The 25,887-nt window shown below is 55.8% G+C and carries 19 protein-coding genes; 18 read left to right on the forward strand and 1 reads right to left on the reverse strand.

Annotated features, from left to right (window positions below; translation table 11 throughout):
• Positions 1-25 precede the first annotated feature (25 nt).
• From HMPREF2894_RS01795 to tuf, 6 genes are all read left to right on the forward strand, one after another.
• Positions 26-3,928 carry a DNA-directed RNA polymerase subunit beta' gene (locus tag HMPREF2894_RS01795; protein ID WP_049349245.1) on the forward strand — a complete coding sequence of 1,301 codons (3,903 nt, stop codon included), beginning with the start codon at positions 26-28 and terminating at the stop codon, positions 3,926-3,928.
• Between the two features lie 521 nt (positions 3,929-4,449).
• On the forward strand, positions 4,450-6,555 hold the full coding sequence (locus HMPREF2894_RS01800; RefSeq protein ID WP_049349247.1) for a neutral/alkaline non-lysosomal ceramidase N-terminal domain-containing protein: 2,106 nt from the start codon (positions 4,450-4,452) through the stop codon (positions 6,553-6,555).
• Positions 6,556-7,244: 689 nt separating this feature from the next.
• Entirely contained in the window at positions 7,245-7,619 is a 375-nt protein-coding gene (gene rpsL, locus HMPREF2894_RS01805) for a 30S ribosomal protein S12 (protein WP_005504939.1), read from the forward strand.
• Entirely contained in the window at positions 7,619-8,089 is a 471-nt protein-coding gene (rpsG, locus tag HMPREF2894_RS01810) for a 30S ribosomal protein S7 (protein WP_005504941.1), read from the forward strand. The genes rpsL and rpsG overlap by 1 nt, the downstream gene beginning before the upstream one ends.
• Before the next feature lie 72 nt (positions 8,090-8,161).
• Positions 8,162-10,276, forward strand: a complete 2,115-nt coding sequence (gene fusA / locus HMPREF2894_RS01815) for an elongation factor G (protein ID WP_049349249.1) — start codon at positions 8,162-8,164, stop codon at positions 10,274-10,276.
• 200 nt (positions 10,277-10,476) lie between these two features.
• A complete protein-coding gene (gene tuf, locus HMPREF2894_RS01820) occupies positions 10,477-11,667 on the forward strand; it encodes an elongation factor Tu (RefSeq protein WP_005508397.1) in 1,191 nt (396 codons plus the stop codon).
• 622 nt (positions 11,668-12,289) lie between these two features.
• Here tuf and HMPREF2894_RS01825 read toward each other — a convergent pair.
• Positions 12,290-15,709 carry a hypothetical protein gene (locus HMPREF2894_RS01825; RefSeq protein ID WP_049349251.1) on the reverse strand — a complete coding sequence of 1,140 codons (3,420 nt, stop codon included), beginning with the start codon at positions 15,707-15,709 and terminating at the stop codon, positions 12,290-12,292.
• A 486-nt stretch (positions 15,710-16,195) separates the two neighbouring features.
• Between HMPREF2894_RS01825 and rpsJ the strand changes: the two genes are divergently transcribed.
• From rpsJ to HMPREF2894_RS01885, 12 genes are all read left to right on the forward strand, one after another.
• Positions 16,196-16,504, forward strand: coding sequence for a 30S ribosomal protein S10 (rpsJ, locus tag HMPREF2894_RS01830; protein ID WP_004005287.1), 309 nt, complete (start codon positions 16,196-16,198; stop codon positions 16,502-16,504).
• A 13-nt stretch (positions 16,505-16,517) separates the two neighbouring features.
• Positions 16,518-17,174, forward strand: coding sequence for a 50S ribosomal protein L3 (gene rplC, locus HMPREF2894_RS01835; RefSeq protein WP_005504955.1), 657 nt, complete (start codon positions 16,518-16,520; stop codon positions 17,172-17,174).
• A 6-nt stretch (positions 17,175-17,180) separates the two neighbouring features.
• Entirely contained in the window at positions 17,181-17,798 is a 618-nt protein-coding gene (gene rplD / locus HMPREF2894_RS01840) for a 50S ribosomal protein L4 (protein ID WP_049341134.1), read from the forward strand.
• The gene (gene rplW / locus HMPREF2894_RS01845; RefSeq protein ID WP_005504959.1) at positions 17,798-18,100 is read left to right on the forward strand and encodes a 50S ribosomal protein L23; all 303 of its coding nucleotides are present in this window, start codon (positions 17,798-17,800) and stop codon (positions 18,098-18,100) included. The genes rplD and rplW overlap by 1 nt, the downstream gene beginning before the upstream one ends.
• 40 nt (positions 18,101-18,140) lie before the next feature.
• A complete protein-coding gene (gene rplB, locus HMPREF2894_RS01850) occupies positions 18,141-18,977 on the forward strand; it encodes a 50S ribosomal protein L2 (protein WP_005504961.1) in 837 nt (278 codons plus the stop codon).
• 12 nt (positions 18,978-18,989) lie between these two features.
• Positions 18,990-19,271: a 30S ribosomal protein S19 gene (rpsS, locus tag HMPREF2894_RS01855; protein ID WP_004005282.1), complete on the forward strand. Its 282-nt coding sequence runs from the start codon at positions 18,990-18,992 to the stop codon at positions 19,269-19,271.
• Positions 19,272-19,331: 60 nt separating this feature from the next.
• Positions 19,332-19,697: a 50S ribosomal protein L22 gene (rplV, locus tag HMPREF2894_RS01860; RefSeq protein ID WP_005504964.1), complete on the forward strand. Its 366-nt coding sequence runs from the start codon at positions 19,332-19,334 to the stop codon at positions 19,695-19,697.
• Positions 19,698-20,495 carry a 30S ribosomal protein S3 gene (gene rpsC / locus HMPREF2894_RS01865; RefSeq protein ID WP_005504966.1) on the forward strand — a complete coding sequence of 266 codons (798 nt, stop codon included), beginning with the start codon at positions 19,698-19,700 and terminating at the stop codon, positions 20,493-20,495.
• Complete coding sequence (gene rplP, locus HMPREF2894_RS01870; RefSeq protein WP_005504968.1) at positions 20,496-20,915, forward strand: 50S ribosomal protein L16; 420 nt, start codon at positions 20,496-20,498, stop codon at positions 20,913-20,915.
• Between the two features lie 5 nt (positions 20,916-20,920).
• A complete protein-coding gene (rpmC, locus tag HMPREF2894_RS01875) occupies positions 20,921-21,160 on the forward strand; it encodes a 50S ribosomal protein L29 (RefSeq protein ID WP_005504969.1) in 240 nt (79 codons plus the stop codon).
• Complete coding sequence (gene rpsQ / locus HMPREF2894_RS01880; protein WP_005508401.1) at positions 21,157-21,429, forward strand: 30S ribosomal protein S17; 273 nt, start codon at positions 21,157-21,159, stop codon at positions 21,427-21,429. Before rpmC ends, rpsQ begins: the two co-directional genes overlap by 4 nt.
• A 473-nt stretch (positions 21,430-21,902) precedes the next feature.
• Complete coding sequence (locus HMPREF2894_RS01885; RefSeq protein WP_070677591.1) at positions 21,903-24,635, forward strand: LPXTG cell wall anchor domain-containing protein; 2,733 nt, start codon at positions 21,903-21,905, stop codon at positions 24,633-24,635.
• Positions 24,636-25,887: the final 1,252 nt, after the last annotated feature.

Here is a 25,887-nt window from a genome sequence, read left to right on the forward strand (position 1 = left end):
CTTACAGAAAGAGATTAGGACCGATATGTCCAACGAATCTTCGCTTGGTTTGATGCGAATTGGCCTCGCCACCGCCGACGACATCCGTCGTTGGTCCTTTGGTGAGGTTAAGAAGCCCGAGACCATCAACTACCGTACCCTGAAGCCCGAGAAGGACGGCCTCTTCGACGAGCGTATCTTCGGCCCCACCAAGGACTGGGAGTGCTACTGCGGTAAGTACAAGCGCGTGCGCTTCAAGGGCATTGTGTGTGAGCGCTGTGGTGTTGAGGTGACCCGCTCTAAGGTACGTCGTGAGCGTATGGGTCACATTGAGCTGGCTGCTCCTGTTACCCACATTTGGTACTTCAAGGGTGTTCCTTCCCGCCTGGGTTACCTGCTGGATCTGGCTCCGAAGGACCTGGAGAAGGTCATTTACTTCGCTGCGTACATGATCACTAAGGTTGACGAGGAAGCTCGTCACGAGGATCTGCCGATGCTGCAGGCTGCTCACGACCGTGAGAAGCAGGAGCTTGAGGCTGCTCTGAACGCTGACGTGAACGCTATCAGCCGTGAGGTTGAGGCGGAGCTGGCTCGTATTGAGGCAGAAGGCGGCAAGGCTGCTGAGAAGCGTAAGCTGCGTGATAACGCTGAGCGTCAGCTCGCGTCGGTACGTAAGCGTTACGAGCGTGAGGCTGAGCACCTGGATCGTGTGTGGGATCGCTTCAAGAACCTGAAGGTCGCTGACCTTGAGGGTGACGAGGCGCTGTACCGTTCCATGATTGATAAGTACGGCCTGTACTTTGAGGGCGCGATGGGCGCAGAGGCTATTAAGAAGCGTCTGGAGTCCTTCGACCTGGAGGCTGAGGCTGAGGCTCTCAAGGAGATTATTCAGACCGGTAAGGGCCAGAAGAAGACCCGCGCCCTGAAGCGCCTGAAGGTTGTTAACGCCTTCTTGACCACTAACAACTCTCCGCTGGGTATGGTCCTGGATGTCGTTCCGGTTATTCCGCCGGAACTGCGCCCGATGGTTCAGCTGGACGGTGGCCGCTTCGCGACCTCCGACCTGAACGACCTGTACCGTCGTGTGATTAACCGTAACAACCGTTTGAAGCGTCTGCTGGAGCTGGGTGCTCCCGAGATTATCGTGAACAACGAGAAGCGTATGCTGCAGGAAGCTGTGGACTCGCTCTTCGATAACGGTCGTCGCGGTCGCCCGGTGACCGGCCCCGGTAACCGCCCCCTGAAGTCTCTGTCTGACATGCTGAAGGGTAAGCAGGGTCGTTTCCGTCAGAACCTGCTCGGTAAGCGTGTTGACTACTCGGGTCGTTCCGTGATTGTGGTTGGTCCTCAGCTGCAGATGCACCAGTGTGGTCTGCCCAAGCAGATGGCGCTGGAGCTGTTCAAGCCCTTCGTTATGAAGCGTCTGGTGGAGCTGAGCCACGCTCAGAACATTAAGAGCGCTAAGCGTATGGTTGAGCGTTTCCGCCCGCAGGTTTGGGACGTTCTGGAAGAGGTTATTGCTGAGCACCCGGTTCTGCTGAACCGTGCACCTACCCTGCACCGCCTCGGTATTCAGGCGTTTGAGCCGAAGCTGGTTGAGGGTAAGGCTATTCAGCTGCACCCGCTGGTTTGCTCCGCGTTCAACGCTGACTTCGATGGTGACCAGATGGCAGTTCATCTGCCGCTGTCTCCTGAGGCTCAGGCTGAGGCTCGTATCCTCATGCTGTCCTCGAACAACATCCTGAAGCCGTCGGATGGCCGCCCTGTGGCTGTTCCTTCGCAGGATATGATTATTGGTCTGTACCACCTGACTACTCCTCGCGATGGTCAGAAGAACGAGGGTCATGCATTCTCCTCGGTGTCTGAGGCTCTGATGGCGATGGATCGTCATGAGATTGAGCTGTACACCAAGGTGAAGATTCGCCTTGATGGTGACCAGTTTGTTGCTCCCGAGGATTGGGAAGCACCGGAGGGTTACCAGCCCGGCGATTCTGTGCTGCTGGACTGCACTGTTGGTCAGGTTCTGTTCAACCAGGCTCTGCCGAAGGATTACCCCTGGTTCTCTGGCGTGGCAGATAAGAAGGGTCTGGGTAGCCTGATTAATGATCTGGCTGAGCGTTACCCGATGGATGTTGTGGCTCGTGCCCTGGATAACCTGAAGAACTCCGGTTTCTACTGGGCTTCTCGTTCGGGCGTGACCGTGGCTGTTTCCGATATTGCTACTCCTTCTGAGAAGCCGGCAATTATGGAGCGCTACGAGAAGCAGGCTGCTGCAATTGAGGACGACTTCGAGATTGGTACCATCGATGACGAAGAGCGTCGTCAGGAGCTGATTAAGGTTTGGACCGAGGCTACCGACGTGGTTGCAGAGGCTATGCGTGAGAACTTGAGCTCTCACGGTGGTCTGAACACCATTTACCGTATGGTGACCTCCGGTGCACGTGGTAACTGGATGCAGGTCCGTCAGATTGCGGGTATCCGTGGTCTGGTGTCGAACCCGAAGGGCGAGATTATGCCTCGCCCGATTAAGTCCTCGTACCGTGAGGGCCTGTCGGTTCTGGAGTACTTCATCGCGACCCACGGTGCACGTAAGGGTCTGGCTGATACCGCGCTGCGTACCGCTAACTCGGGTTACCTGACTCGTCGTCTGGTGGACGTTTCGCAGGACGTTATCGTTCGCGAGCACGACTGTGGCACTCGCCGCGGTTTGGTTCTGCCTCTGATTGATGAGGATGGCGGTCTGCACCAGGATGTTGAGACTTCGATTCACGGTCGTACCCTTGCGGTTGACGTGAAGGACGAGGCTGGCAACGTTCTGGCTGCTGCTGGTTCCGATGTCTCTGATGAGCTCATTGAGAAGCTCTTCAAGGCAGGTGTGAAGGATGTTCGCGTCCGTTCGGTTCTGACCTGTGAGTCCGCTATTGGTGTGTGTGCACTGTGCTACGGTCGTTCGATGGCTTCGAACGTGCTGGTGGACATTGGTGAGGCTGTTGGTATTATTGCGGCTCAGTCGATTGGTGAGCCCGGTACCCAGCTGACCATGCGTACCTTCCACACCGGTGGTGTGGCTTCGGCTGACGATATTACTCAGGGTCTGCCCCGTATTCAGGAGCTGTTCGAGGCTCGTACCCCCAAGGGTGTTGCCCCGATTTCTGAGGTGTCTGGTCGCGTGACCATTGAGGATACTGAGAAGTCCTACAAGATTGTGGTGACCCCGGACGATGGTTCCGAGCCCCAGTCCTACACTGTTCTGCGTCGTGCAGCTTCTAAGCTGCAGAACGGCGATCACGTTCAGGTTGGCGATCAGCTGGCTACCGGTTCTGTTGATCCGAAGGAGGTTCTGCGTATTCGTGGTCCTCGTGAGGCTCAGAAGCACCTGGTGAGCGAGGTTCAGGGCGTGTACAAGTCGCAGGGTGTGGAAATCCACGACAAGCACGTTGAGGTTATTGTTCGCCAGATGCTGCGTCGCGTGACCGTGATTGAGTCCGGTGATACCGATCTGCTGCCTGGTGAGCTGGTTGATAACATTGCTTTCCAGACTGCTAACCGCAAGGCACTGGCTGAGGGTAAGAAGCCCGCAGCTGGCCGTCCGGAAATGATGGGTATTACCAAGGCTTCGCTGGCTACCGAGTCCTGGCTGTCGGCGGCCTCCTTCCAGGAGACCACCCGCGTCCTGACTCAGGCAGCTATGGAGGCGAAGACTGACCCGCTGCTCGGCCTGAAGGAGAACGTGATCATCGGTAAGCTGGTTCCCGCCGGTACCGGTCTGGCACGTTACAACGATATTGAGGTTGAGCCCAGCGCCCAGGCTACTGCTGAGCGTATGCAGGCTCTGGACACTTTTGGTGGTTACCCGAGCGCATTCCAGATGGATAACGAGGTGTACACTTACGGCAACGGCGGCTTTATGGCTGTTTCGCTGGATGAGTACGGTCGTGGTCTGGACTAAGGCTTCTGCCGTGAGGGGCAGGTTGGAGGTTTAGAGACCCGGCTTGGTCCTTGATAAAGAACGCGGATATTCGAGTTTGTCTCGGGTATCCGCGTTCTTTGTTGTTTAACGAATAGGTGGGGGAGAGGCGACTTTCTTTTAACCGGTACTTTAATATTCTTTATCCTTCAGGGGAAGGTTGCATATTTTTTGCCTAGTGGACGGATTTATTTATGAAAAAATTATTGGAGTGCATGATTTTTCAAACTGGGAAAATTTCTTGAATGGGCAAGAAATTAGATGGCGGTCAAATATTGTGAGACCCCTTGTAATTCGCCCTAATAATGCCATATATAGAATACTTGCTCGTTTTTCTTTGGGTTATATAAAGAATAAATATTCTATATTTGAATAATGCTAATTCAACTTGGAAAGCCCTTTGACTAGGTTCTATTCTTGAAAGCATGCATATCACTCCATTCTCTTCCGGACGGGTGACGAATCAGGGTACCCGACTGTCTTCCGGAGCATCTCGACCTCAGATGTCTGAACAGAATTCCTCCTTGTCTGCAGGGGAGCAAAAGCGCTCCTCTGTTTTTTCGCGTTTTAAGGCACCCACCCACTCTCTTGCTCGCATTGGTGCAGCATGCCTTATTGCGGCTTCCGCAGTTCTTCCTGCCGGTCAGGTTGCGACCGCAGCCCCTGCTTCTCAGAGCTCTAGCGCCACCCCCTACCTGGTGGGTGCGGGTGCGGCGGATATTACCGGTGAGCCCGGTGAAGTCGGCTTCATGGGCTATGGTGACTCTTCCCAGAAGGGTAGCGGTGTGCATACTCGCCAGTATGCTCGTGCTTTTATTGCGGTGGATCGCGCCTCGGGTAAGCGCAACCTCATCGTTGTTCTGGACTCTCTGACCGGTTGGCAGTCTCTGCGTGATGAACTGGTGAAGCGCATCCGTGCAGAGTTTGGCTCCGCGTACGACGAGTCGAACATTATGATTACCGCGACCCACACTCATGCGACTCCGGGTGGCATTACGCACCAGAGCCTGTACAACATTACGACTCTGGGTTTCCATCAGGACACCTTCAATGCCCAGGTGGACGGTTCGCTGAAGGCAATCCGCCAGGCGACCAAGGATCTGGCACCGGGTAACCTGACGATTTCGTCTTCGAAGCTGACCGGTGTTGGTGCTAACCGTTCCCGCGAGGCGTTTAATCTGGATTCTCCCCAGTTGCGTTCTAAGTTGCCCGGCGGTACCGATCCGACCAATATGACTCTGCGTCTGGAGCGCAACGGTAAGACTCGTGCGGTGTTGAACTGGTATGCGATTCACCCGACTTCTTTGACCTCGAAGAATACTCTGATTTCGAGTGATAACAAGGGTTATGCGGAGTATCTGCTGGAGACTCAGGATCATGGTGTTGATCGCAATGTTCCCGGTAGCGGTGATGGTTTCGTTGCGGCGTTTGCAAATGCTAATGCTGGTGATGTTTCCCCGAATACTTGGTTGAGGCCTGGTCAGGGTCCCACTAATGACCAGTTCAAGAATGTGAAGATTCAGGGTGAGAAGCAGGCTAATGCTGTGCGTTCTCAGCTCAAGAGCGCGGGTACTCCGGTGGGTAAGGGTCTGGATTCGCGTATTTCGTACTTCAATTTCTCGGGTATGAACGTGGATGCCAAGTACACCGGTAGCGGCCATAATGAGCGCACCTGCCAGGGCTTCCTGGGTACTCCGTTTGGTGCCGGTTCCACTGAGGACGGCGGTGGTGGTTGGGCTGTTTATAAGGAAGGCTCTGGTCGCCCCTCTATTCTGGGTACTTTGGTGTTCACTCCGAGCGCCGCGCAGGCGCGTTGCCAGCAGCCGAAGGGTATTCTCTTCTCTGCAAAAAATGGAACGATCATTCAGGAAAAGTATCCGGTGCAGATTATGCGCTTCGGTGACTACTACCTGCTGGGTATGCCCGGTGAGTTCACCGGTGCGGTAGGTGTGCAATACCGCCAGGATGCTGCCAAGCTTTTCGGTGTTCCCGAATCGCATATTATTCTGCAGGGCTACACCAACGCCTACGACCACTACGTGACGACTCCTGAGGAGTATGACTCTCAGCAGTATGAAGGTGGTGCGACCCTCTTCGGTCGTTACACCTCCAGTGCGTTCCGTCAGACCATTAATGTTGTTGGAACTTCGCTGAAGAACGGCACTCCACTGGGTATTGGCGACCGTCCGAATGATCGTCGCCCGGTAGCCAGCCTGCAGGGTAAGGTCGTCTACGATACCCCCATGTTTGGTATGCGTTACGGCCAGGTCACTCAGCAGCCTCAGGACGCTATTGCCGGCCGCGAAGAGGTAACGGCTCGTTTTGCTGGTGCTCACCCCAATAACAACATGCATCACGATGGTAGCTACTTCGTGATTGAGCGTCGTGTGGGTAATACCTGGAGGTACTACACCGGGGATAACAACCCGGATACCTTCTTTGAATGGAAGCGCATTGGCGTTTCGGCGTCTCAGGTGACGGTTCGCTGGAAGGTGCCGGCTAATACTCCTAAGGGGCAGTACCGCATCCGCTACTACGGCAATGCTAAGAAGAATTCGAAGACTATCACCCCGTTTGAGGGTCAGACTCGAGTCTTCCAGGTGGCGTAGTCTCTTCCAGGTGGCCTAGCCCAGTAGCTACTGTGGCAGACCAATAACTGAATATTCTCTTGCGGGATTGCGGGAGGCGGGTGTAGATATGCGCTCGCCTCCCGTATCTGTTGGGGTCGCCAAGAATCATTGAGAGGTTCTTGGCGGCCTTCTGCTTTAAATTGCGTCAAAGAGGCAAAAGAAACAGAGGTGGTGGAGGAGGCCGCGGGGGAGCGGTAAATCCCAAAGATGTAATTAAGTGAGGTAAATCATCAGTTTTTACCCTTAGATGGGGGCTTAAAAGCAAAGAATCCCTGCTCTGGCGCTAGATTAAGCGGGATTTAACCTGTATAGTCTTATCCGAAGTACTTGAGCTCGGTGCACAAGGATCCACCCCCGGTGGGTTTACGCGGGATATTTCCCGAGGGCACGGGCATGATGAATCAATGGCAGTATGGATACCGTCCTTTGGCGTTGCTTTTTGCTGACGCCTAAATGCCATTTTTAAGCGTGCCCAAAAACTTTTTCACCTCTGATGGTGGGGAATTTTAGCCTTGAGAACTCGCCGAGATGTCGAGGAACCTATAGAAACCAACCGGATATGCATCCGAGCGTTTCTGATAACCGAGAGCACCCATCCAACGTGATGGGGGCCAGTAAGTTTATACGGGATTTTCTAACGAAGAACCCGATCAAGCAACGGAGAAAACGTGCCTACTATTCAGCAGCTGGTCCGTAAGGGCCGGACTCCCAAGGTCGTTAAGACCAAGGCGCCCGCACTGAAGGGCAACCCCATGAAGCGTGGCGTGTGCACCCGTGTGTACACCACCACCCCGAAGAAGCCGAACTCGGCACTGCGTAAGGTCGCTCGTGTCAAGCTCAACGGCGGCGTCGAGGTTACCGCATACATCCCCGGTGAGGGTCACAACCTGCAGGAGCACTCGATCGTGCTCGTTCGCGGTGGTCGTGTGAAGGACCTCCCCGGTGTTCGCTACAAGATCGTTCGTGGCGCTCTGGATACCCAGGGTGTTAAGGGTCGCGGCCAGGCTCGCTCCCGCTACGGCGCTAAGAAGGAGAAGAAGTAATGCCTCGTAAGGGTCCCGCTCCCAAGCGTCCCCTCGTAAACGATCCTGTTTACGGTTCTGCTCTGGTCACTCAGCTGATCAACAAGGTTCTGCTGGATGGCAAGAAGTCCGTCGCAGAGCGCATCGTCTACGGTGCCCTCGAGGGCGTCGAGAAGAAGACCGGTTCTGACCCGGTCGCAACCCTGAAGAAGGCTATGGACAACATTAAGCCTTCTCTCGAGGTTCGCTCCCGCCGCGTTGGCGGTGCAACCTACCAGGTTCCGGTTGAGGTTCGCCCCGGCCGTTCCACCGCTCTGGCTCTCCGCTGGCTCGTTGGCTTCTCCAAGCAGCGCCGCGAGAAGACCATGACTGAGCGTCTGATGAACGAGATCCTGGATGCATCCAATGGTCTCGGTGCCGCTGTGAAGCGTCGCGAGGACACTCACAAGATGGCCGAGTCCAACAAGGCCTTCGCACACTACCGCTGGTAATTCTCCGTTTAGAGCCTGCCGAGTCGATTCGAGTCGGCAGGCTTTCGGAGTATCTCATTTAGGGAGAATAACGTGGCACTTGACGTGTTCACCGACCTTAACAAGGTCCGCAACATCGGTATTATGGCGCACATCGACGCCGGTAAGACCACCACCACTGAGCGCATTCTGTTCTACACCGGTATTAACCACAAGATCGGTGAGACCCACGACGGCGCTTCCACCATGGACTGGATGGCTCAGGAGCAGGAGCGAGGTATTACCATTACCTCCGCAGCAACCACCTGCTTCTGGAAGGACAACCAGATCAACATCATCGACACCCCCGGTCACGTTGACTTCACCGTTGAGGTTGAGCGCTCCCTGCGCGTCCTCGATGGCGCAGTTGCTGTGTTCGACGGCAAGGAAGGTGTTGAGCCCCAGTCTGAGACCGTTTGGCGTCAGGCTGACAAGTACGACGTCCCCCGTATCTGCTTCGTCAACAAGATGGACAAGATGGGTGCGGACTTCTACTTCACCGTTCAGACCATCATCGACCGCCTGGGCGCTCGCCCGCTGGTTGTTCAGCTCCCCATCGGTGCTGAGAGCGACTTCATCGGTGTCGTTGACCTGCTCGAAATGAAGGCATACGTATGGCCCGGCGACGCCAAGGGTGACGTGTCCATGGGTGCCTCCTACGAGGTTCAGGACATTCCTGCTGACCTGGTTGAGAAGGCTGAGCAGTACCGCGCTGAGCTGGTTGAGGCTGTTGCTGAGGCCAACGAAGAGCTCATGGAGAAGTACCTCGAAGAGGGCGAGCTGACCATCCCCGAGATCAAGTCGGGTATCCGTCAGCTGGTTATCTCCGGCGAGGCATTCCCCGTTCTCTGTGGTTCTGCATTCAAGAACCGCGGTGTTCAGCCCATGCTGGACGCTGTGATCGAGTACCTGCCCTCCCCGCTGGACGTTCCGGACGTTGTCGGCTCCAACCCCTCCAACGAGGAAGAGAAGCTGACCCGTAAGGCATCCGCAGACGAGCCCTTCGCAGCACTGGCGTTCAAGGTTGCAGCTCACCCGTTCTACGGTCAGCTGACCTACACCCGTGTGTACTCCGGTACCGCAGCTCAGGGCCAGCAGGTTCTGAACTCCACCAAGGGTAAGAAGGAGCGTATCGGTAAGCTCTTCCAGATGCACTCCAACAAGGAGAACCCTGTTGAGGAGATTACCGCAGGTCACATTTACGCAGCAATCGGTCTGAAGGACACCACCACCGGTGACACCCTGTGCGACCCCGCACACCCGATTGTCCTCGAGTCGATGACCTTCCCCGATCCCGTGATCTTCGTGGCTATTGAGCCCAAGACCAAGGGTGACCAGGAGAAGATGTCCACCGCTATCCAGAAGCTTTCCGCTGAGGACCCCACCTTCACCGTTTCGCTGAACGAAGAAACCGGTCAGACCGAAATTGGTGGTATGGGTGAGCTGCACCTGGACATCATCGTTGACCGTATGAAGCGTGAGTTCAAGGTTGAGGCTAACGTTGGTAAGCCTCAGGTTGCTTACCGCGAGACCATCAAGAAGGCAGTCGAGAAGGTCGACTACACCCACAAGAAGCAGACCGGTGGTTCCGGTCAGTTCGCAAAGGTGCAGGTCTCCTTCGAGCCCCTGCCCCTGGATGGCGAAGAGCTGTACCTGTTCGAGGACAAGGTCACCGGTGGCCGCGTTCCTCGCGAGTACATCCCCTCGGTCGACGCTGGTATCCAGGACGCTATGAAGTTCGGTGTCCTCGCTGGCTACCCGATGGTGGGCGTGAAGGCAACCCTAATCGATGGCGCATACCACGACGTCGACTCCTCCGAAATGGCGTTCAAGATCGCTGGTTCGATGGTCTTCAAGGAAGGCGCTAAGCGCGCTAACCCGGTCCTGCTCGAGCCGCTGATGGACGTTGAGGTTCGTACCCCCGAGGAGTACATGGGCGACGTTATCGGCGACCTGAACTCCCGCCGTGGCCAGGTTCGTTCCATGGAGGACGCATCCGGCGTTAAGATCATCAAGGCTATCGTGCCCCTGACCGAAATGTTCGGTTACATTGGCGACCTGCGTGGTAAGACCCAGGGTCGTGCAGTGTTCTCGATGGCATTCGACAGCTACGGCGAGGTTCCCAAGAACGTCGCTGACGAGATCATCCAGAAGAGCCGCGGCGAGTAATTTTCGCGTCTCACCCGTGGGCCACGGGCTAAAAACCTGTGGCCCACGCTAAAATTTTCAATTAAATCCATTATTGAGAGCATGAACAGTTTCATCTCTGCGGCGTAATCCGCTATTGTAGACGCTAGACCGTTTTATAACGGGATGCGCCGGAGCGAAGATCCGCGTGCATGTTTTCAATCGTTCTAGGAGGAACACTCTTGGCTAAGGCTAAGTTCGAGCGCTCCAAGCCTCACGTTAACGTCGGTACCATTGGTCACGTTGACCACGGTAAGACCACCCTGACCGCAGCAATCTCCAAGGTTCTGGCTGACAAGTACCCGGACCTGAACGAGAAGCGCGACTTCGGTATGATCGACTCCGCTCCCGAGGAGCGCCAGCGCGGTATTACCATTAACATTGCTCACATCGAGTACCAGACCGAGAAGCGCCACTACGCACACGTTGACGCTCCCGGCCACGCTGACTACGTCAAGAACATGATTACCGGTGCGGCTCAGATGGACGGCGCAATCCTCGTGGTTGCTGCTACCGACGGCCCCATGGCACAGACCCGCGAGCACGTTCTGCTCGCTCGCCAGGTTGGCGTCCCCACCCTGCTGGTTGCACTGAACAAGGCAGACATGGTTGACGACGAAGAGCTCCTCGACCTCGTCGAGATGGAGGTCCGTGACCTCCTCTCCTCGCAGGAGTTCGACGGCGACAACGCTCCCGTTGTTCGCGTTTCCGCACTGAAGGCTCTCGAAGGCGACCCCGAGTGGGTTGCTAAGGTCGAGGAGCTCATGGACGCAGTCGACACCTACATTCCGGACCCCGTGCGTGAGAAGGACAAGCCCTTCCTCATGCCCATCGAGGACGTCTTCACCATTACCGGTCGTGGCACCGTTGTTACCGGTCGTGCAGAGCGCGGTACCCTGAAGATCAACTCCGAGGTCGAGATTGTCGGTATCCGTCCGATTCAGAAGACCACCGTTACCGGTATCGAGATGTTCCACAAGCAGCTCGACGAAGCATGGGCAGGCGAGAACTGTGGTCTGCTGCTGCGTGGTCTGAAGCGTGACGATGTTGAGCGTGGTCAGGTTGTCGTGGAGCCGGGCTCCATCACCCCCCACACCGAGTTCGAGGCAAACGTCTACATCCTCTCCAAGGATGAGGGTGGCCGTCACAACCCCTTCTACTCCAACTACCGTCCTCAGTTCTACTTCCGTACCACTGACGTGACCGGCGTTATCACCCTCCCCGAGGGCACCGAGATGGTTATGCCCGGTGACAACACCGAGATGACCGTTACCCTGATCCAGCCCATCGCAATGGAAGAGGGCCTCGGCTTCGCTATCCGTGAGGGTGGCCGCACCGTTGGTTCGGGTCGCGTTACCAAGATCATCAAGTAATTGCCGTAAATTTACGACAATTCGCTAAAGATCTGCCGGAGAGGTAACTCTCCATCAGGTAGCGATACTCAAGGACCCCCGCATCTGCGGGGGTCCTTTTGTTATGCCCTTTTGCGGGTTGCTGAAGGCTCCGGCGAAGGAGAGAGCGACATTATCTGCTGGGCTGTATAAAAACCCCGCTCTGAGCGTTATCAGTTCGTCTCAGCAGCCGCTCAAGGCTTCTGAAGGGGTATACGTGGCCGATAGCGGAGTTCATGGTGAATCTGTAGCGGCAGGGAACACCCTCCTCGGCGGCGGTATGACATGTCCGTACCTTCTAGCCGTAGATTCTGAACTCCTGGATATGGAAAGAAGCTGGACATGGAAAGAACCTGGGTAGGGGAACGATTGCCTACTCCGTTCAGAGATCTGCTGGCTCGAGACAGAATCTGGGTCATGCGGACCGGCTTGCGGCGGGGGAGCGACTACAGACCCTGTAGATGGAATATAGAATCTGCGGACAAAGAAAAACGGTTCCCAGCCCGAAGGCTGGGAACCGCAATTCGAATGACTGCCCCTCGGAAGGGACATAGCTAATCCTACTACAGAATGCCGTAGGAATAGAACCTATGTGTGCTGATCGCTAGAGGTTTTCCTCGTGGAGAGGCTGGTAGCCCTGCTGAGGAGCCGGGGGCTGCTGCATCTGGACGTTGCCCTGCGGATACATATCCGGCTGATCTTGAGTGTGCGGGAAATTCCCGAGCTGCTCAGAATCCTGGTGCGGAGCTGCTGCATCCTGCTTGTTCTGTCGCACCAGCAGGCGCCAGATAACGCCGGCAATGAGCAGAATAGAGATAATCAGCAGAGTCAGCGGGTTCAGACCGTTGAGCAAAATTGCCAGGTCGAGGGTGACTAGCGCAGTTGCGATATAGGTCCAGACTCGGTCGAGCAGCAGAGCGCTCAGGAGAGTCAGGGCAATGCCGAGTACCAGCACCACGATATCCGGACCGTCAGCGGGAACTGCCCACGTTACCAGGGTGAGGAATACCTGCAGGCCCAAAGCCCAGTACAGAGGAGAATCCGATACCTGCGTATCTACAGGCCTCTTTGCGATGAAGTTCTTGAGGACCTTGGCGGCCACAACAGCCAGCATAATCAGGAGAGCAACCTCAAGAATGACGCTCAGAGGATTGGACTTCGAGTAATCAATGACCAGACGGGCAATGAAGAGGCTGAACGCCGTGGTGCAGACGATCGGCAGGTTCTTCGCCTTGGTGACAGACACGAAGGACAGAGCGCCTAGACCCCAGAGAAGTGCGTTGAGCTCCACCTGCCTGGGCTCAAAAACCAGCCCAACGAAAGTGTAGAATCCCAGCGTCGCCAGAGCGGGAATCATCAGCAGCGTATTGACCGGTGCATAGATACCCTGGCTCAGGGGACGACGAGACAGGAAACGCGCGTAAGGGGCACCCAACGGGCCGTGCATCGGCAAATCAACCATCGTATTACCAACCGGGACAGCGATGCGCGGACGAACATTAGCGTTCACACCGAAGACCTCAATCGGGAGCGTGACCTTCAGAACGAACAGGATAACGACGGCAATCAGAGCGTAGTAGCCCAGAAGAGTCATCACCATTGTGCTTTCCCTCGTGTTGAAGAGATTCCATAGAGAACCAATGCAGAACGTCGTGATACTGATGGAGGCACCAATCTGCATGCGGGGGATCCTGAAGATGAGTGCAAGTACCCATACGGCGATGAAGATCATCGGAGTTGCTACTGCGAACAGAAGATTATCAAAGTCGCCAATGAAACGGCCTACGCTCAGGATAGAACCAAGAGTAAAGAAAGTCGCTGCTGCGTATGCCTCGTAGTTTCGCTTGGAGTACGCGTAGAGTAGCACGCTGCACAGCGCCTGAACCGCCAGCAGGGCAAGTACGAGGAAGTCTACAAGCGATTCCTTCATATTGCCGCTGATAGCGAGCAGAATGACAGACCAGCAGATGGGGAATCGTGCAACGGTGAGTAGTTCCGAACGAATCGAAGAGCCAGCCGGCATAAAGAAACCAAGCGCACCGTAGACGACGGTCAGGAGCGCCGGCAGTGCTACAGCGATGTACTCCTTCTGCAAGTCGTACAGCAGGTAGTGTCGCGAGCCAATCGTCGCGATAAGCAGAGTCGAGTAGAACGCGATACGGACAAACATGACAAGCGTGGAGCGGAAGGACCCAACGTCCGAAAGTCGCAACGCGCGAGCCAGAATAAGAGCGCCCAGCACGCTCAAGAAGAGGACGGCACCCGAGAAGAGAGGGAAACCAATCCAGAATCGGCCATGCGCTCCGCCATCAGCATGGTTAGCTACGTACCCGACGAAGAGAGCAAAAACGCCCAAGAAGAGGTAGACCGACATCTCTACAAGACGGTAGCTTGCGTTCTGCGCTGCAACGCCCTGAGAGAGGACAAAAGTCAGTAGCGCAATAACGGCGCAGACCAACGCAAACATCAAAAGCGACTCAGAAGTCTGCATCTCAGGAATGAGAGCGAGGAAGAGTTGAATCATACCAATGGCATAACCGATGTTGCTCAGTACCGCTCCAGCGGTACGTGCCTCAGGGGCCTTAGCACTGACCAGATAGATGACTACTGCCGCGGTAAAGAAGAGGTAGAAAGTACCCTGATTGCCGGGGGACGCGTACATGCCAACAACTGGAATGAGCGCTACAAAACTCATGAGTAGCAGAGGCTGGATTGCCTTGCGGTACAGCAAGAAACTCACAATGCAGAGGACACCAATAACCCAGGGGGCAGGGAAGATACCTTGATTACCTTCTGCATAAGGAAGGAAAGCGCTCCAGCGCGTTGCGTATACAGGGCTATCGGCAGCATGAGCAGTGAAGAAGGCATCAATGAGAGCGAAGAAAGAGAAGAACACGCCGACGCATGCGTCAATTGCCGGCAACCACTCCATCTTGTGAGCGGGATGGTGAGGAGCTTCCTTCGCCCAGGGGATAGCCGGGGTGCTTTGAACCTGCTCGGGCTGTTCATCAGTAGCAGGAGCAGAACCAGCAATAGTCTTCTGCAGACGAGGAATAAATACGTAGGCAGAAATCAGGTTAACAACCAGGACCGAGACGAAGAAAATGCTGGGGAACCACGGGCCGTGATCCGAGTCCATGATGAAGGAGAGAACAGACGCAATCGGGTAGATACGTGCCTGGGCATAGTAATCCGCCGTACCGTTCAGCCAGGTGAACAGAATGGCATGCACAGACATGACTGCAAACGCAATACCCGCATCCGTGTAGCTCAGATCGTTGGTGAAGAAGAAAATAGCGATGGCAGTAGCCGGAACAAAAATGCGGGAAGAATCAACAAGACCTTCGCGGATGCCCTTCGGAGCAGCATTCGGGGCAAAATGCAGAACCAAACCCAGAACGGTGGCAACCGCAGTCAGTGAAACAAAATACCAAACGAAAGGCAGAGCCGCTACCTTCGTAGCCGCCAATGAATCCGAAACAATGAACGAAATCAGCAGGTACGCCATCACACGGTTACGCATGAGGGCGCAGGCTCCAATAATGGCTGCAGTGCCAACCAGAGACGTGAGGAGCCAAATGTAGCGTCCTTCAGTCCAAATCTTGAGGACATAGATAGCAACGCCGGTCAGAGGAATAAACGCAAGACCCGTTGCTGCAAAAGAGTAGGAGGCAATACGCAGGCGCTCTACGAAACGGTAGGTGAGCAGACCGGCTCCGTAGAAGACAATTGCTCCAAGCGCCATTGCGAGTACACGGAAGATAGCCGTTTCATCCTGAGAAGAAGTTACCGAGGTGACAAAAAGACCTGCAGCGCCGATGAGCAGGAGCGAGCCGATGTACAGAACAATATTGAGGAAGATATCCTCATTGACCCGGCGTCGCTGCGCAGGAGGCTGAGGATACGGACTCGATAGGGACGGGGGAACGTACAAGCCGAGACCTTGCGGCTGAGCATACTGAGGGCTCTGAGACGAAGAGTGAGAGCTAGAGGATGCCTGATGAGGTTGTGTCGGCTGAGACATGGTTTCTCCTTAGGCTGTAGTGATACTTCTACGATACGAGAGTCTTTAGACCTAAAAGCTTTATTACGAGCAATAAAGCGCATGGAACTTACTGAAAGTAGATTGAAAGCTCCCTGAGAGTTGCATTCAGGGAAGTGCCTCAAATTGACAGAGACAGTTAAGTGTTCTTAAGCACTTAACTCGTGTTTGTATTGCGTAAGCGCTCTATCTCTGAGAGAATTGACGACGTTGTCAAAGCGTCTACCTGCACTAAAGGTAGGCCCACGTATGACCCGGTCCGAAGGATGACGGGACGAGTTTGTCTAGAAAATAGGCGACACGCCCGAGTTCGGGGGTCGGTACTCAGGCGGGGTGAGGAACCCGGCAAAGCCGGATTCAGTCCGTTCTGAGTGGCGCACGTGATGAATATATCGCGTTCCTTAAGCGCTATAACAAAGGGGCAAAAGCTCCGATACAGGGAATACATCAAGAAAGAGAGTCCGACAGATGGCGGGACAGAAAATCCGCATCCGTCTGAAGTCCTATGACCACGAGGTCATCGATTCTTCGGCACGGAAAATCGTCGAAACGGTCAAGGGCGCAGGCGCAACTGTAGTTGGCCCCGTGCCGCTGCCGACCGAGAAGAACGTCTACTGTGTTATTCGTTCTCCCCACAAGTACAAGGACAGCCGCGAGCACTTCGAGATGCGTACGCACAAGCGTCTGATCGACGTTGTTGATCCGACCCCCAAGGCTGTTGATGCCCTCATGCGTCTCGACCTGCCGGCAGACGTAAACATCGAGATCAAGCTGTAGAGGATCGCATCTAATGACTAACAAATTCGAGCGCCAGGTGAAGGGCCTGCTGGGCACCAAGCTCGGCATGACCCAGGTCTGGGACGAGGACGGCAAGTTCGTGCCCGTCACCGTCGTCAAGGCTGATTCTAACGTTGTTACCCAGATCCGTAACCAGGAAACTGACGGCTACGAAGCTGTTCAGATCGGTTTCGGTGCAATCGACTCTCGCAAGGTTACCAAGCCCCTGGCTGGTCACTTCGAGAAGGCCGGTGTTACCCCCCGTCGCCACATCGTCGAGCTGCGTACCGCAGATGCTTCTGAGTATTCCCTCGGTCAGGAACTGACCGTTGAGCTCTTCGAAGCAGGCCAGAAGGTCGACGTCGTTGGTAAGACCAAGGGTAAGGGCTTCGCAGGTGTTATGAAGCGTCACGGCTTCAAGGGTGTTGGCGCGTCTCACGGTCAGCACAAGAACCACCGTAAGCCCGGTTCCATCGGTGGCGCATCCTACCCCGCACGCGTGTTCAAGGGTATGCGCATGGCTGGCCGTATGGGCGCAGCACGTCACACTACCTTGAACCTGACTATCCAGGGTGTGGACGCAGAGAACAATGTCCTGCTGATCAAGGGCGCAATCCCCGGTCCCAAGGGCGGCGTTGTTCTGGTTCGTACCGCTGTGAAGGGAGCCTAATACATCATGGCTGTTAAGACCCTTAAGGTAGACCTGCCCGCAGAGATTTTCGACGCGCAGGCATCCGTGCCCCTGCTGCACCAGGTTGTCGTTGCACAGCTCGCTGCTGCACGCCAGGGCACCCACAAGACCAAGAACCGCGGCGAGGTTTCCGGTGCAGGCCGTAAGCCCTTCAAGCAGAAGGGTACCGGTAACGCACGTCAGGGCTCCATCCGTGCACCGCACATGACCGGCGGTGGCGTTGTTCACGGTCCGACCCCGCGTAACTACGCACAGCGCACCCCCAAGAAGATGATCGCCGCTGCACTGCGCGGTGCTCTCTCTGATCGCGCTCGTCACGACCGCGTCCACGTTGTCGAGAACTTCATCTCCGGTGAAATCCCCTCGACCAAGGCTGCAAAGGCTGCATTCGCAGCTATCACCGAGCGCAAGAACATCCTTCTTGTGATTGCTCGTGCAGAGGACGTTGTGGCTCTGTCCGCACGTAACCTGGAGAACGTTCACGTTCTGTACGCAGATCAGCTCAACACCTACGATGTGCTGGTTTCTGACGACGTGGTCTTCACCAAGGCAGCATTCGACGCATTCGTTGCTGCAGCTCAGAAGAAGGAGGGCGCTAAGTAATGAGCGTTTCCACCAAGTCTGTATACGACGTGATCATCGCTCCCGTCGTTTCCGAGAAGAGCTACGGTCAGCTCGACGAAGGTAAGTACACCTTCGAGGTCGCTACCGATTCCAACAAGCTGGAAATCAAGCAGGCCATCGAGAAGATCTTTGACGTCAAGGTTGCTTCCGTCAACACCATCAACCGTCAGGGCAAGCGCAAGCGCACCCGTTTCGGTTGGGGCGCTCGCAAGAACACCAAGCGTGCGATTGTGACCCTCAAGGAAGGCACCATCGACATCTTCGGCGGTCCGCAGGCATAAGCCCCGCGGAGACCACTTTAACGAAGGAAGAAATATCTAAATGGGTATTCGTAAGTACAAGCCGACGACCCCGGGTCGCCGCGGTTCGAGCGTTGCTGATTTCTCCGAGATCACCCGCTCCACCCCGGAAAAGTCCCTGCTTCGTCCGCTTCACAAGACCGGCGGCCGTAACAACACCGGTCGCATCACCACCCGTCACAAGGGTGGCGGCCACAAGCGCCAGTACCGTCTGATCGACTTCCGTCGTCACGACAAGGACGGCGTTAACGCACGCGTTGCACACATCGAGTACGATCCCAACCGTACCGCTCGCATCGCGCTGCTGCACTACTTCGATGGTTCCAAGCGCTACATCATCGCTCCGAACAAGCTCGCTCAGGGCGACATCGTCGAGTCCGGCCCCGCAGCTGACATCAAGCCCGGTAACAACCTGCCCCTGCGCAACATCCCCGTTGGTACCGTGATTCACTGTGTCGAGCTCCGCCCCGGCGGCGGCGCAAAGCTGGCTCGCTCCGCAGGTGCTTCTGTACAGCTGGTTGCTAAGGAAGGCAAGTACGGTCAGCTCCGTCTGCCCTCCGGCGAAATCCGCAACGTGGATGTTCGCTGCCGCGCAACCGTTGGTGAAGTTGGCAACGCTGAGCAGTCCAACATCAACTGGGGTAAGGCAGGCCGTAACCGCTGGAAGGGCATCCGCCCGACCGTCCGTGGTGTGGTCATGAACCCGGTTGACCACCCGCACGGTGGTGGTGAAGGTAAGACCTCCGGTGGTCGTCACCCGGTTAACCCCAACGGTAAGCCCGAGGGTCGTACCCGCCGTCCCAACAAGGAAAGCGACAAGCTCATCGTTCGTCGCCGTCGTACTGGCAAGAAGCGCTAAGGAGCCTGAAACATGCCTCGTAGTTTGAAGAAGGGCCCTTTCGTTGATCAGCACCTCTACCTGAAGGTTGCAGCTCAGAACGAGAAGGGCACCAAGAACGTAATCAAGACTTGGTCGCGTCGCTCGATGATTATCCCCGACATGCTCGGTCACACCATCGCAGTGTACGACGGTCGCAAGCACGTGCCGGTGTTCATCACCGAGTCGATGGTTGGTCACAAGCTCGGTGAGTTTGCTCCGACCCGCACTTTCCGCAGCCACGTGAAGGACGACCGTAAGGGCAAGCGTCGCTAATCGGTTCACACCGATAAGCTAACGTTTCCCTTTCGGCAATAGACGAAAGAGAGATAGGCAATGGAAGCCAAGGCATCAGCGCGTTTCGTTCGCGTTACGCCTATGAAGGCCCGCCGTGTCGTCAACCTGATCCGTGGTAAGCAGGCGGAAGAGGCTCTGGCGATTCTGAAGTTCGCCCCCCAGGCAGCTTCGGAACCGGTATACAAGATCGTTGCTTCGGCAGTAGCTAACGCTCGTCAGAAGGCAACCCAGCAGGGTCTGCCCTTCCGCGAGGAAGAGCTGTTCATCAGCGAAGCATTCGTGAACGAGGGCCCGACCATGAAGCGCATTCAGCCCCGCGCTCAGGGTCGCGCATACCGAATCAACAAGCGCACCAGCCACATCACCGTGGTAGTTGCTACCCCGGAGAAGGAGGAGGACCGCTAAATGGGTCAGAAAATTCACCCGAACGGTTTCCGACTGGGCATCACCACTGACCACGTCTCCAAGTGGTTCGCTGATTCCAACAAGCCCGGCGAGCGTTACGCTGACTTCGTCCGCGAGGACGTAAAGATCCGCGAGCTGCTGGCAAAGAACCTGGATCGCGCAGGCGTTGCAAAGGTCGAGATCGAGCGTACCCGTGACCGCGTGCGTGTGGACATCCACACCGCTCGTCCCGGTATCGTGATTGGCCGCCGTGGCGCAGAAGCAGACCGCATCCGCGGCGAGCTCGAGAAGCTCACCAACAAGCAGATTCAGCTGAACATCCTCGAGGTTGCTAACCCCGACCTCTCCGCTCAGCTGGTTGCACAGAGCATCGCAGAGCAGCTCGCATCGCGTGTTGCATTCCGCCGTGCAATGAAGAAGGCAATCCAGTCCGCACAGCGTGCAGGCGCAAAGGGTATCCGTATCCAGTGCTCCGGCCGTCTGGGTGGCGCTGAAATGTCCCGTTCCGAGTTCTACCGCGAAGGCCGTGTGCCCCTGCACACCCTGCGTGCGAACATCGACTACGGCTTCTTCGAGGCTAAGACCACCTTCGGTCGCATCGGCGTGAAGGTCTGGATCTACAAGGGCGACCTGACCGACAAGGAGCTGGCAGCTCAGCAGGCAGCAAACAACCGCCGTGGCAACCGCCGCGATGGTGACCGCCGCCGCCAGGGCAACCGTGGTCCTCGTCGCGAGCGCCGCAACGAGAACGCTTCGGCAAAGGTCGAGGCCAAGACTGCAGAGAACGGTGAGGCATAAATGCTTATTCCCCGTCGAGTAAAGTACCGCAAGCAGCACCACCCCAAGCGTAGTGGTCTCGCAAAGGGCGGCACCGAGGTTAGCTTCGGTGAGTGGGGCATTCAGGCCCTGTCGCCCGCATACGTGACCAACCGCCAGATTGAGGCTGCACGTATCGCAATGACCCGTCACATCAAGCGTGGCGGTAAGGTCTGGATCAACATTTATCCCGACCGTCCGCTGACCAAGAAGCCCGCTGAAACCCGTATGGGTTCCGGTAAGGGTTCGCCCGAGTGGTGGGTCGCAAATGTCAAGCCGGGTCGAGTCATGTTTGAACTCTCCGGTGTGTCCGAAGAAGTGGCTCGCGAGGCAATGCGCCTGGCAATCCACAAGCTCCCGATGAAGGCACGTGTTGTGCGTCGCCGCGAAGGTGGTGAATAAGCGAGATGGCAGTAGGATCCAAGGACCTGAGCATCGATAAGCTCGCAGAGCTCTCCAACGAAGAGCTGGCTGCAAAGCTGAGCGAAGCGAAGAAGGAACTCTTCAACATCCGCTTCCAGGAAGTCACCGGTCAGGCTAACGCAGGTCGTCGCCGCACTATCAAGCGCGACATCGCACGTATCTACACCGTGCTGCGTGAGCGCGAGCTCGGTATTCGTCCCGCAACTGAAGGTGAGTCCAAGTGAGTGAAGTAAAGAACGAAGAGCGCGGCTACCGCAAGACCCGCCGCGGCTACGTTGTCTCCGACAAGATGGACAAGACCGTTGTCGTCGAGGTCGAGGACCACGTGAAGCACGCACTGTACGGCAAGGTCGTTCGCCGTAGCTCCAAGATCAAGGCACACGATGAGCAGAACGCTGCTGGCATCGGTGACCTCGTTCTGATTGCAGAGACCCGTCCGCTGTCCGCTTCCAAGCGCTGGCGTATCGTGGAGATCATCGAGAAGGCTAAGTAAGCTCTCTTCATGACTCTCTGCTAGAGCAGTAAAAGAGCCCCTCTCCTACTTCGGTAGGAGAGGGGCTCTTTGCTTTTAACCTTTGTACGGGAAAAACCGGGGCGGGCGCCCTATGGCACGGGCTAATAACAGGCGCTAAGACAACATTTGTCATAAATGTCTTGATATGTCATACGAGAAAGCAATATTTTTCTCTCGCGTTGATGGCGCAATCCATGAGTAGACGCTGCTAGAGAAGAAAACGCATGTGGAGGCGGAATTAGGGCGAAAAAATGAAAAGTAATACGTGAGTAAGGCGCCTGGGGTCTGCGGAATCCGATGAGCAACACTTGAAAACAACCTGATTAGGGACTTATTATCAACTTTATAGTTGCTTAGCATAACCTTTCCTAATAATTAGTCGGGTGGCTTTGCACCTTCCGGAGGTTGCACGACCTTTGGAGAAGTACCACTACACATCATTGAGGATTATCATGACTTCTTCACCCAAGCCCTCACGTAAGCTGCTCGCCATTGCTGGCGCACTTTCCGTTGTTGCAGGCTCTTTCGCTGCCGTTCCCGCTACCTTTGCGGCAAACGTCTCCGCATCCGTTCCCGGCGGGAACTCCCAGAACTCCACTGAGGAATGCCGCCACATTGCAGTGAGCGCTACCCAGTACCAGGGCCTGCCCGGCCAGTACCAGCTGGCATACTCGGCAGCAACCTCCTCCCTCTACACTTCCTTCTCCTCCGGCCGCCCGCCGATTCTGACCGGTGGCGTCGGCACCTGGAACGTTGCATCCACCCCGAGCCTTGCTACTGTCTACCAGTTCCCGACCACGGACTTTATTGCACGTGGCGCTACCGCACCGACCGGTAAGCAGATTGAATCTCCCTACGGTATTGCCTACGACGAAGCAACCGGATACGTATGGGTGACCCAGACCCGCGTCAACAAGGTATCTGTCTTCGATCCCGCGACCAACAAGATTATCTGGAGCAGTGCAGAAGGCGACGTCAACCACCCTCGTGAGGTACGCATCGACCCCTCCAGCGGCAAGGTCTTTGTATCTGGCTCCGGCGGCATTAGTGTCTTCGACACCACTCGGCACGCCCTGGTCAAGAAGATTGAATTCACCGACGCCAAGGGCGAATCTGACATCGCAATGAACATGCACGTAGACTCCGCTGATGGCAAGCTCTACGTACCCTCCTTGAGTGCCGGCACCGTGAAGGTGATTGACACCAAGAGCTACGAGGTTGAGAAGACCATTCAGCTGCACAAGGAAAATGCTGAAGCTACTCTGAACCCCTCGGACGTCACTATCGACAAGTCCCTGAAGGAAATCTACGTCAGCACCCAGGGTGACCGTAAGGGCACTAACTCCGGTATCACCGTCTACGACCTGGAAACTGGTGCCTACAAGAAGACCATTCCTTTCGGCAACCAGGCCCTCGCTCTCGCCTCCGACGAAGCCCGTGACCTGCTGTACGTGACCGATTACGGTACCGGCAACGTCGGTGTTGTTGATGCACGAACCGGCACCGTTGTTTCTCAGGTGTCTACCGGTGCGACCAGCGGCGCAAATGATGTTCTGGTCACCGCAGACGGCAGTGCATACGCTGTAGCACGCAGCATTGAAGGCGCTTCCGCTATCGAAACCGACTACACCATCGATAAGACCACCGGCGAATACCGCACCTCTAGCACCGAGCCCAAGGGCAAGGACAACGCAGACTCCCCGATTACTCCCGGCGTCATGGTGAAGATCAACACCACCGTTGAAACCACCGCGAAGCCTGCTGCACAGGCTTCTTCTGAAGAACTGGTGAAGACCTACGCCGACGGCGCTAAGCTCTACGCCGTGAAGGACTGGACCACCGGTGAAACCCTGAAGCTGCGTGGCGAAGGTTTCAAGACTCAGGACGGTTCAAAGGGCTCCGTACTCGCAGTCAAGCTGAACAAGGGCCGCATCTCCGCGAAGGAAGAGCCGAAGCTCAACGGTGCTGAGGGCAACAGCGCCGGCGTCTGGGCGTACATCCAGGCAGATGAGAATGGTAACTTCACCGCTGAGCTGCCGTACCCGACCACTGAAAACTCCAACCTGAAGGAAAACCTGAAGAGCGGCGATAAGGTATCTGTCTTCCTGCTCTCCGGCTCCATGGTTGAAGGCGATACCGCACGTGGTGGTGAAGCGCTCTCCGCAACTGTTGCAGAGAAGAAGGCAGACACCGCTGCGACCTGCGCACCGGCAGAAACTACCCAGGTCGCTGCTGCTCCCTCTGGCGTGACTACCACTTACCCCGCCGGTACTAAGCTGAGCCTGCCTGGTGGCAACGAGCCCACTCCGGCTCCGAGTGAGTCTGCTAAGCCTGAGCCGACTACTCCGGCTCCGAGCGAGTCTGCTAAGCCCGAGCCGAGCACCCCGGCACCCTCCGAAAGCGCAAATTCCAATGAGGTTGTGCACGAGTACAAGGACGGCGCTAAGGTCTACTTCCCCAAGACTTGGGACGGCCAGAAGCTGACCTTCCGCGGTGAAGGCTTCAAGACTCTGGACGGTAAGGGCTCCGTTATCGCGGTCAAGCTGAACAAGGGCGCTATTTCCGCGAAGGAAGAGCCCAAGCTCGAAGGCGTTGAAGGCAATAGCGCAGGCATCTGGGCATACATCAAGGCGGACGAAAACGGTAACTTCACCGCAACCATCGACCGCCCCACCGTGGCAAACTCTAACCTGACTGAAGAACTGAAGACCGGCGATAGCGTTGCTATCTACCTGCTCTCCGGTTCCCTGACCGAGAACGATAACGTGCGCGGTGGTGTGGCTGCAGAATACACCTTCAGCGTTGAAAACCAGGCACCTGCGCCGAAGGTTTCGGAACCGAAGGCATCCGAATCGGCTAATGCACCTGTAACTAACCCCTCTGAGGCGCCTTCCGCACCGGCAGACTCCAAGGAACAGGTAAAGGAAAACGCTAAGGATCAGTCCAAGGCTCCCGCGGATTCTTTGAAGTCTGATGCTCAGAAGAAGGACAGCACTGCACCGAAGACCTCCGGCTCTTCGTCGCAGAACGTCACCTCTTCCAACAACGGCTCCACCGCTTCGAGCTCCTCGAAGTCTTCGCTGGCTAACACCGGTGCTTCGGGCATCGTCGTTGCTGCAGGAATCGGCGTTCTTGCCCTGGTCGTTGGCGCAACCGTGCTGGTAGCACGTCGCCGCAAGGCATAGCCCGTACCCCACGGCAGCCCACGATACTACCGCTTGGCGGTAGCGAAAGAGGTAGAGCGGGATCTGCTAGATATTCAAGAACCCGCTTGACTCTCTGAAACTGCCGATAGGCGCTGAAAGGGGCGGTACCCATCGAACCGATGGGTACCGCCCCTATCGTTTTGCCTATACGTCTGTATTCGAGCGGAAGGCCTAGACCAGGATCAGAAGTAGTAGCGGGGGAGAGCGGAAGAGAAGCGGAGGAAGGGTGAAGCGCACCCTCTGCGCTCGCCCGCCCTTATTTGACGAGTTAACAGCCTGAAGAATGAAGTGCGGGATTCTAACGCCTCAAATACGAAGAAAACCCGCACCGAAGTGCGGGTTTAGTGTCAAAGCGAGGTTCGGTCCCTAGACAAACGGATTAGCGAGGAAAAAGGGACCCAAGAAATCTGTCCGATAAGGACCGAACCTCTTGTTTGACGCATGCGTCTCTTCTATTATGGTACATCTCGCTGATTTTCGCACCTTGAATCGCGATTTTTGCTAAAAAACTTGATTTTTGAAAAAACAACCCTTAATTTCTAAATTTTTAAGCAGATTTTTTCAGAACGCTGTTTTGAGGGGGTCAGAGGTGAAGAAATATTACAAAATCTATGGCTCTGGTCGACTCGATATAAGTCTTTTAGTTCTAGAAGATGCCGATAGTTCTAGATATATGTCTTTTATGCTAATTATGTTTAGATTGTAAAGCTTTCATGGGGTAAATTTGCCCCGCTCAGAGCCGGAGGGGAGAACAGCTCCGGATGCCAATATAGGACCTCTTGAGGATGAATTTCGTAGTGCATGGACTGCACTAGAAAAGCCTCAAAATGGTGGGCAAAGCGTAAGATATACAGCAGAAAGCTCCGGATGCTAAGCCCGCAAAATATAAGGTGAGCTAGCCTCCAAACTACACAACTCTGGAGATACTTATGGTTCCCCCTGTCGCAGGAGAAGAGCAGAAGAACGTGCCGGATGCTAAGCGTTTTTCCGTGGATCGTTCCGCGGGACTTGCTGGCCAGTATCAAGTGGCATACAACCCTGAAGAGAACGTTCTTTTTGTAAGTGGAAGCTATAACCACACAAAGACCCACGGCACTCTCTGCGCCACAATTGCTCGCATAAACGCGGATACCCTGCAGATTGAGCAGACGGCTACTCTGCCCGTTATCCCGGAAAATAACCCCGAACTAGCAAACCTCTTCCAGGTTCAAGCTGCCTATGGGTTAGCCGC

It is taken from the genome of Rothia sp. HMSC066G02 (assembly GCF_001813145.1).
Lineage (GTDB): Bacteria > Actinomycetota > Actinomycetes > Actinomycetales > Micrococcaceae > Rothia.

What these genes read in the sequence shown, in the direction of transcription:
- HMPREF2894_RS01795 (WP_049349245.1), top strand. Translation starts at nt 26, where the DNA reads ATGTCCAACGAATCTTCGCTTGGTTTGATGCGAATTGGCCTCGCCACC.
- HMPREF2894_RS01800 (WP_049349247.1), top strand. Translation starts at nt 4,450, where the DNA reads ATGTCTGAACAGAATTCCTCCTTGTCTGCAGGGGAGCAAAAGCGCTCC.
- rpsG (WP_005504941.1), top strand. Translation starts at nt 7,619, where the DNA reads ATGCCTCGTAAGGGTCCCGCTCCCAAGCGTCCCCTCGTAAACGATCCT.
- HMPREF2894_RS01825 (WP_049349251.1), bottom strand. Translation starts at nt 15,709, where the DNA reads ATGTCTCAGCCGACACAACCTCATCAGGCATCCTCTAGCTCTCACTCT.
- rpsJ (WP_004005287.1), top strand. Translation starts at nt 16,196, where the DNA reads ATGGCGGGACAGAAAATCCGCATCCGTCTGAAGTCCTATGACCACGAG.
- rplC (WP_005504955.1), top strand. Translation starts at nt 16,518, where the DNA reads ATGACTAACAAATTCGAGCGCCAGGTGAAGGGCCTGCTGGGCACCAAG.
- rplD (WP_049341134.1), top strand. Translation starts at nt 17,181, where the DNA reads ATGGCTGTTAAGACCCTTAAGGTAGACCTGCCCGCAGAGATTTTCGAC.
- rplW (WP_005504959.1), top strand. Translation starts at nt 17,798, where the DNA reads ATGAGCGTTTCCACCAAGTCTGTATACGACGTGATCATCGCTCCCGTC.
- rplB (WP_005504961.1), top strand. Translation starts at nt 18,141, where the DNA reads ATGGGTATTCGTAAGTACAAGCCGACGACCCCGGGTCGCCGCGGTTCG.
- rpsS (WP_004005282.1), top strand. Translation starts at nt 18,990, where the DNA reads ATGCCTCGTAGTTTGAAGAAGGGCCCTTTCGTTGATCAGCACCTCTAC.
- rplV (WP_005504964.1), top strand. Translation starts at nt 19,332, where the DNA reads ATGGAAGCCAAGGCATCAGCGCGTTTCGTTCGCGTTACGCCTATGAAG.
- rpsC (WP_005504966.1), top strand. Translation starts at nt 19,698, where the DNA reads ATGGGTCAGAAAATTCACCCGAACGGTTTCCGACTGGGCATCACCACT.
- rplP (WP_005504968.1), top strand. Translation starts at nt 20,496, where the DNA reads ATGCTTATTCCCCGTCGAGTAAAGTACCGCAAGCAGCACCACCCCAAG.
- rpmC (WP_005504969.1), top strand. Translation starts at nt 20,921, where the DNA reads ATGGCAGTAGGATCCAAGGACCTGAGCATCGATAAGCTCGCAGAGCTC.
- HMPREF2894_RS01885 (WP_070677591.1), top strand. Translation starts at nt 21,903, where the DNA reads ATGACTTCTTCACCCAAGCCCTCACGTAAGCTGCTCGCCATTGCTGGC.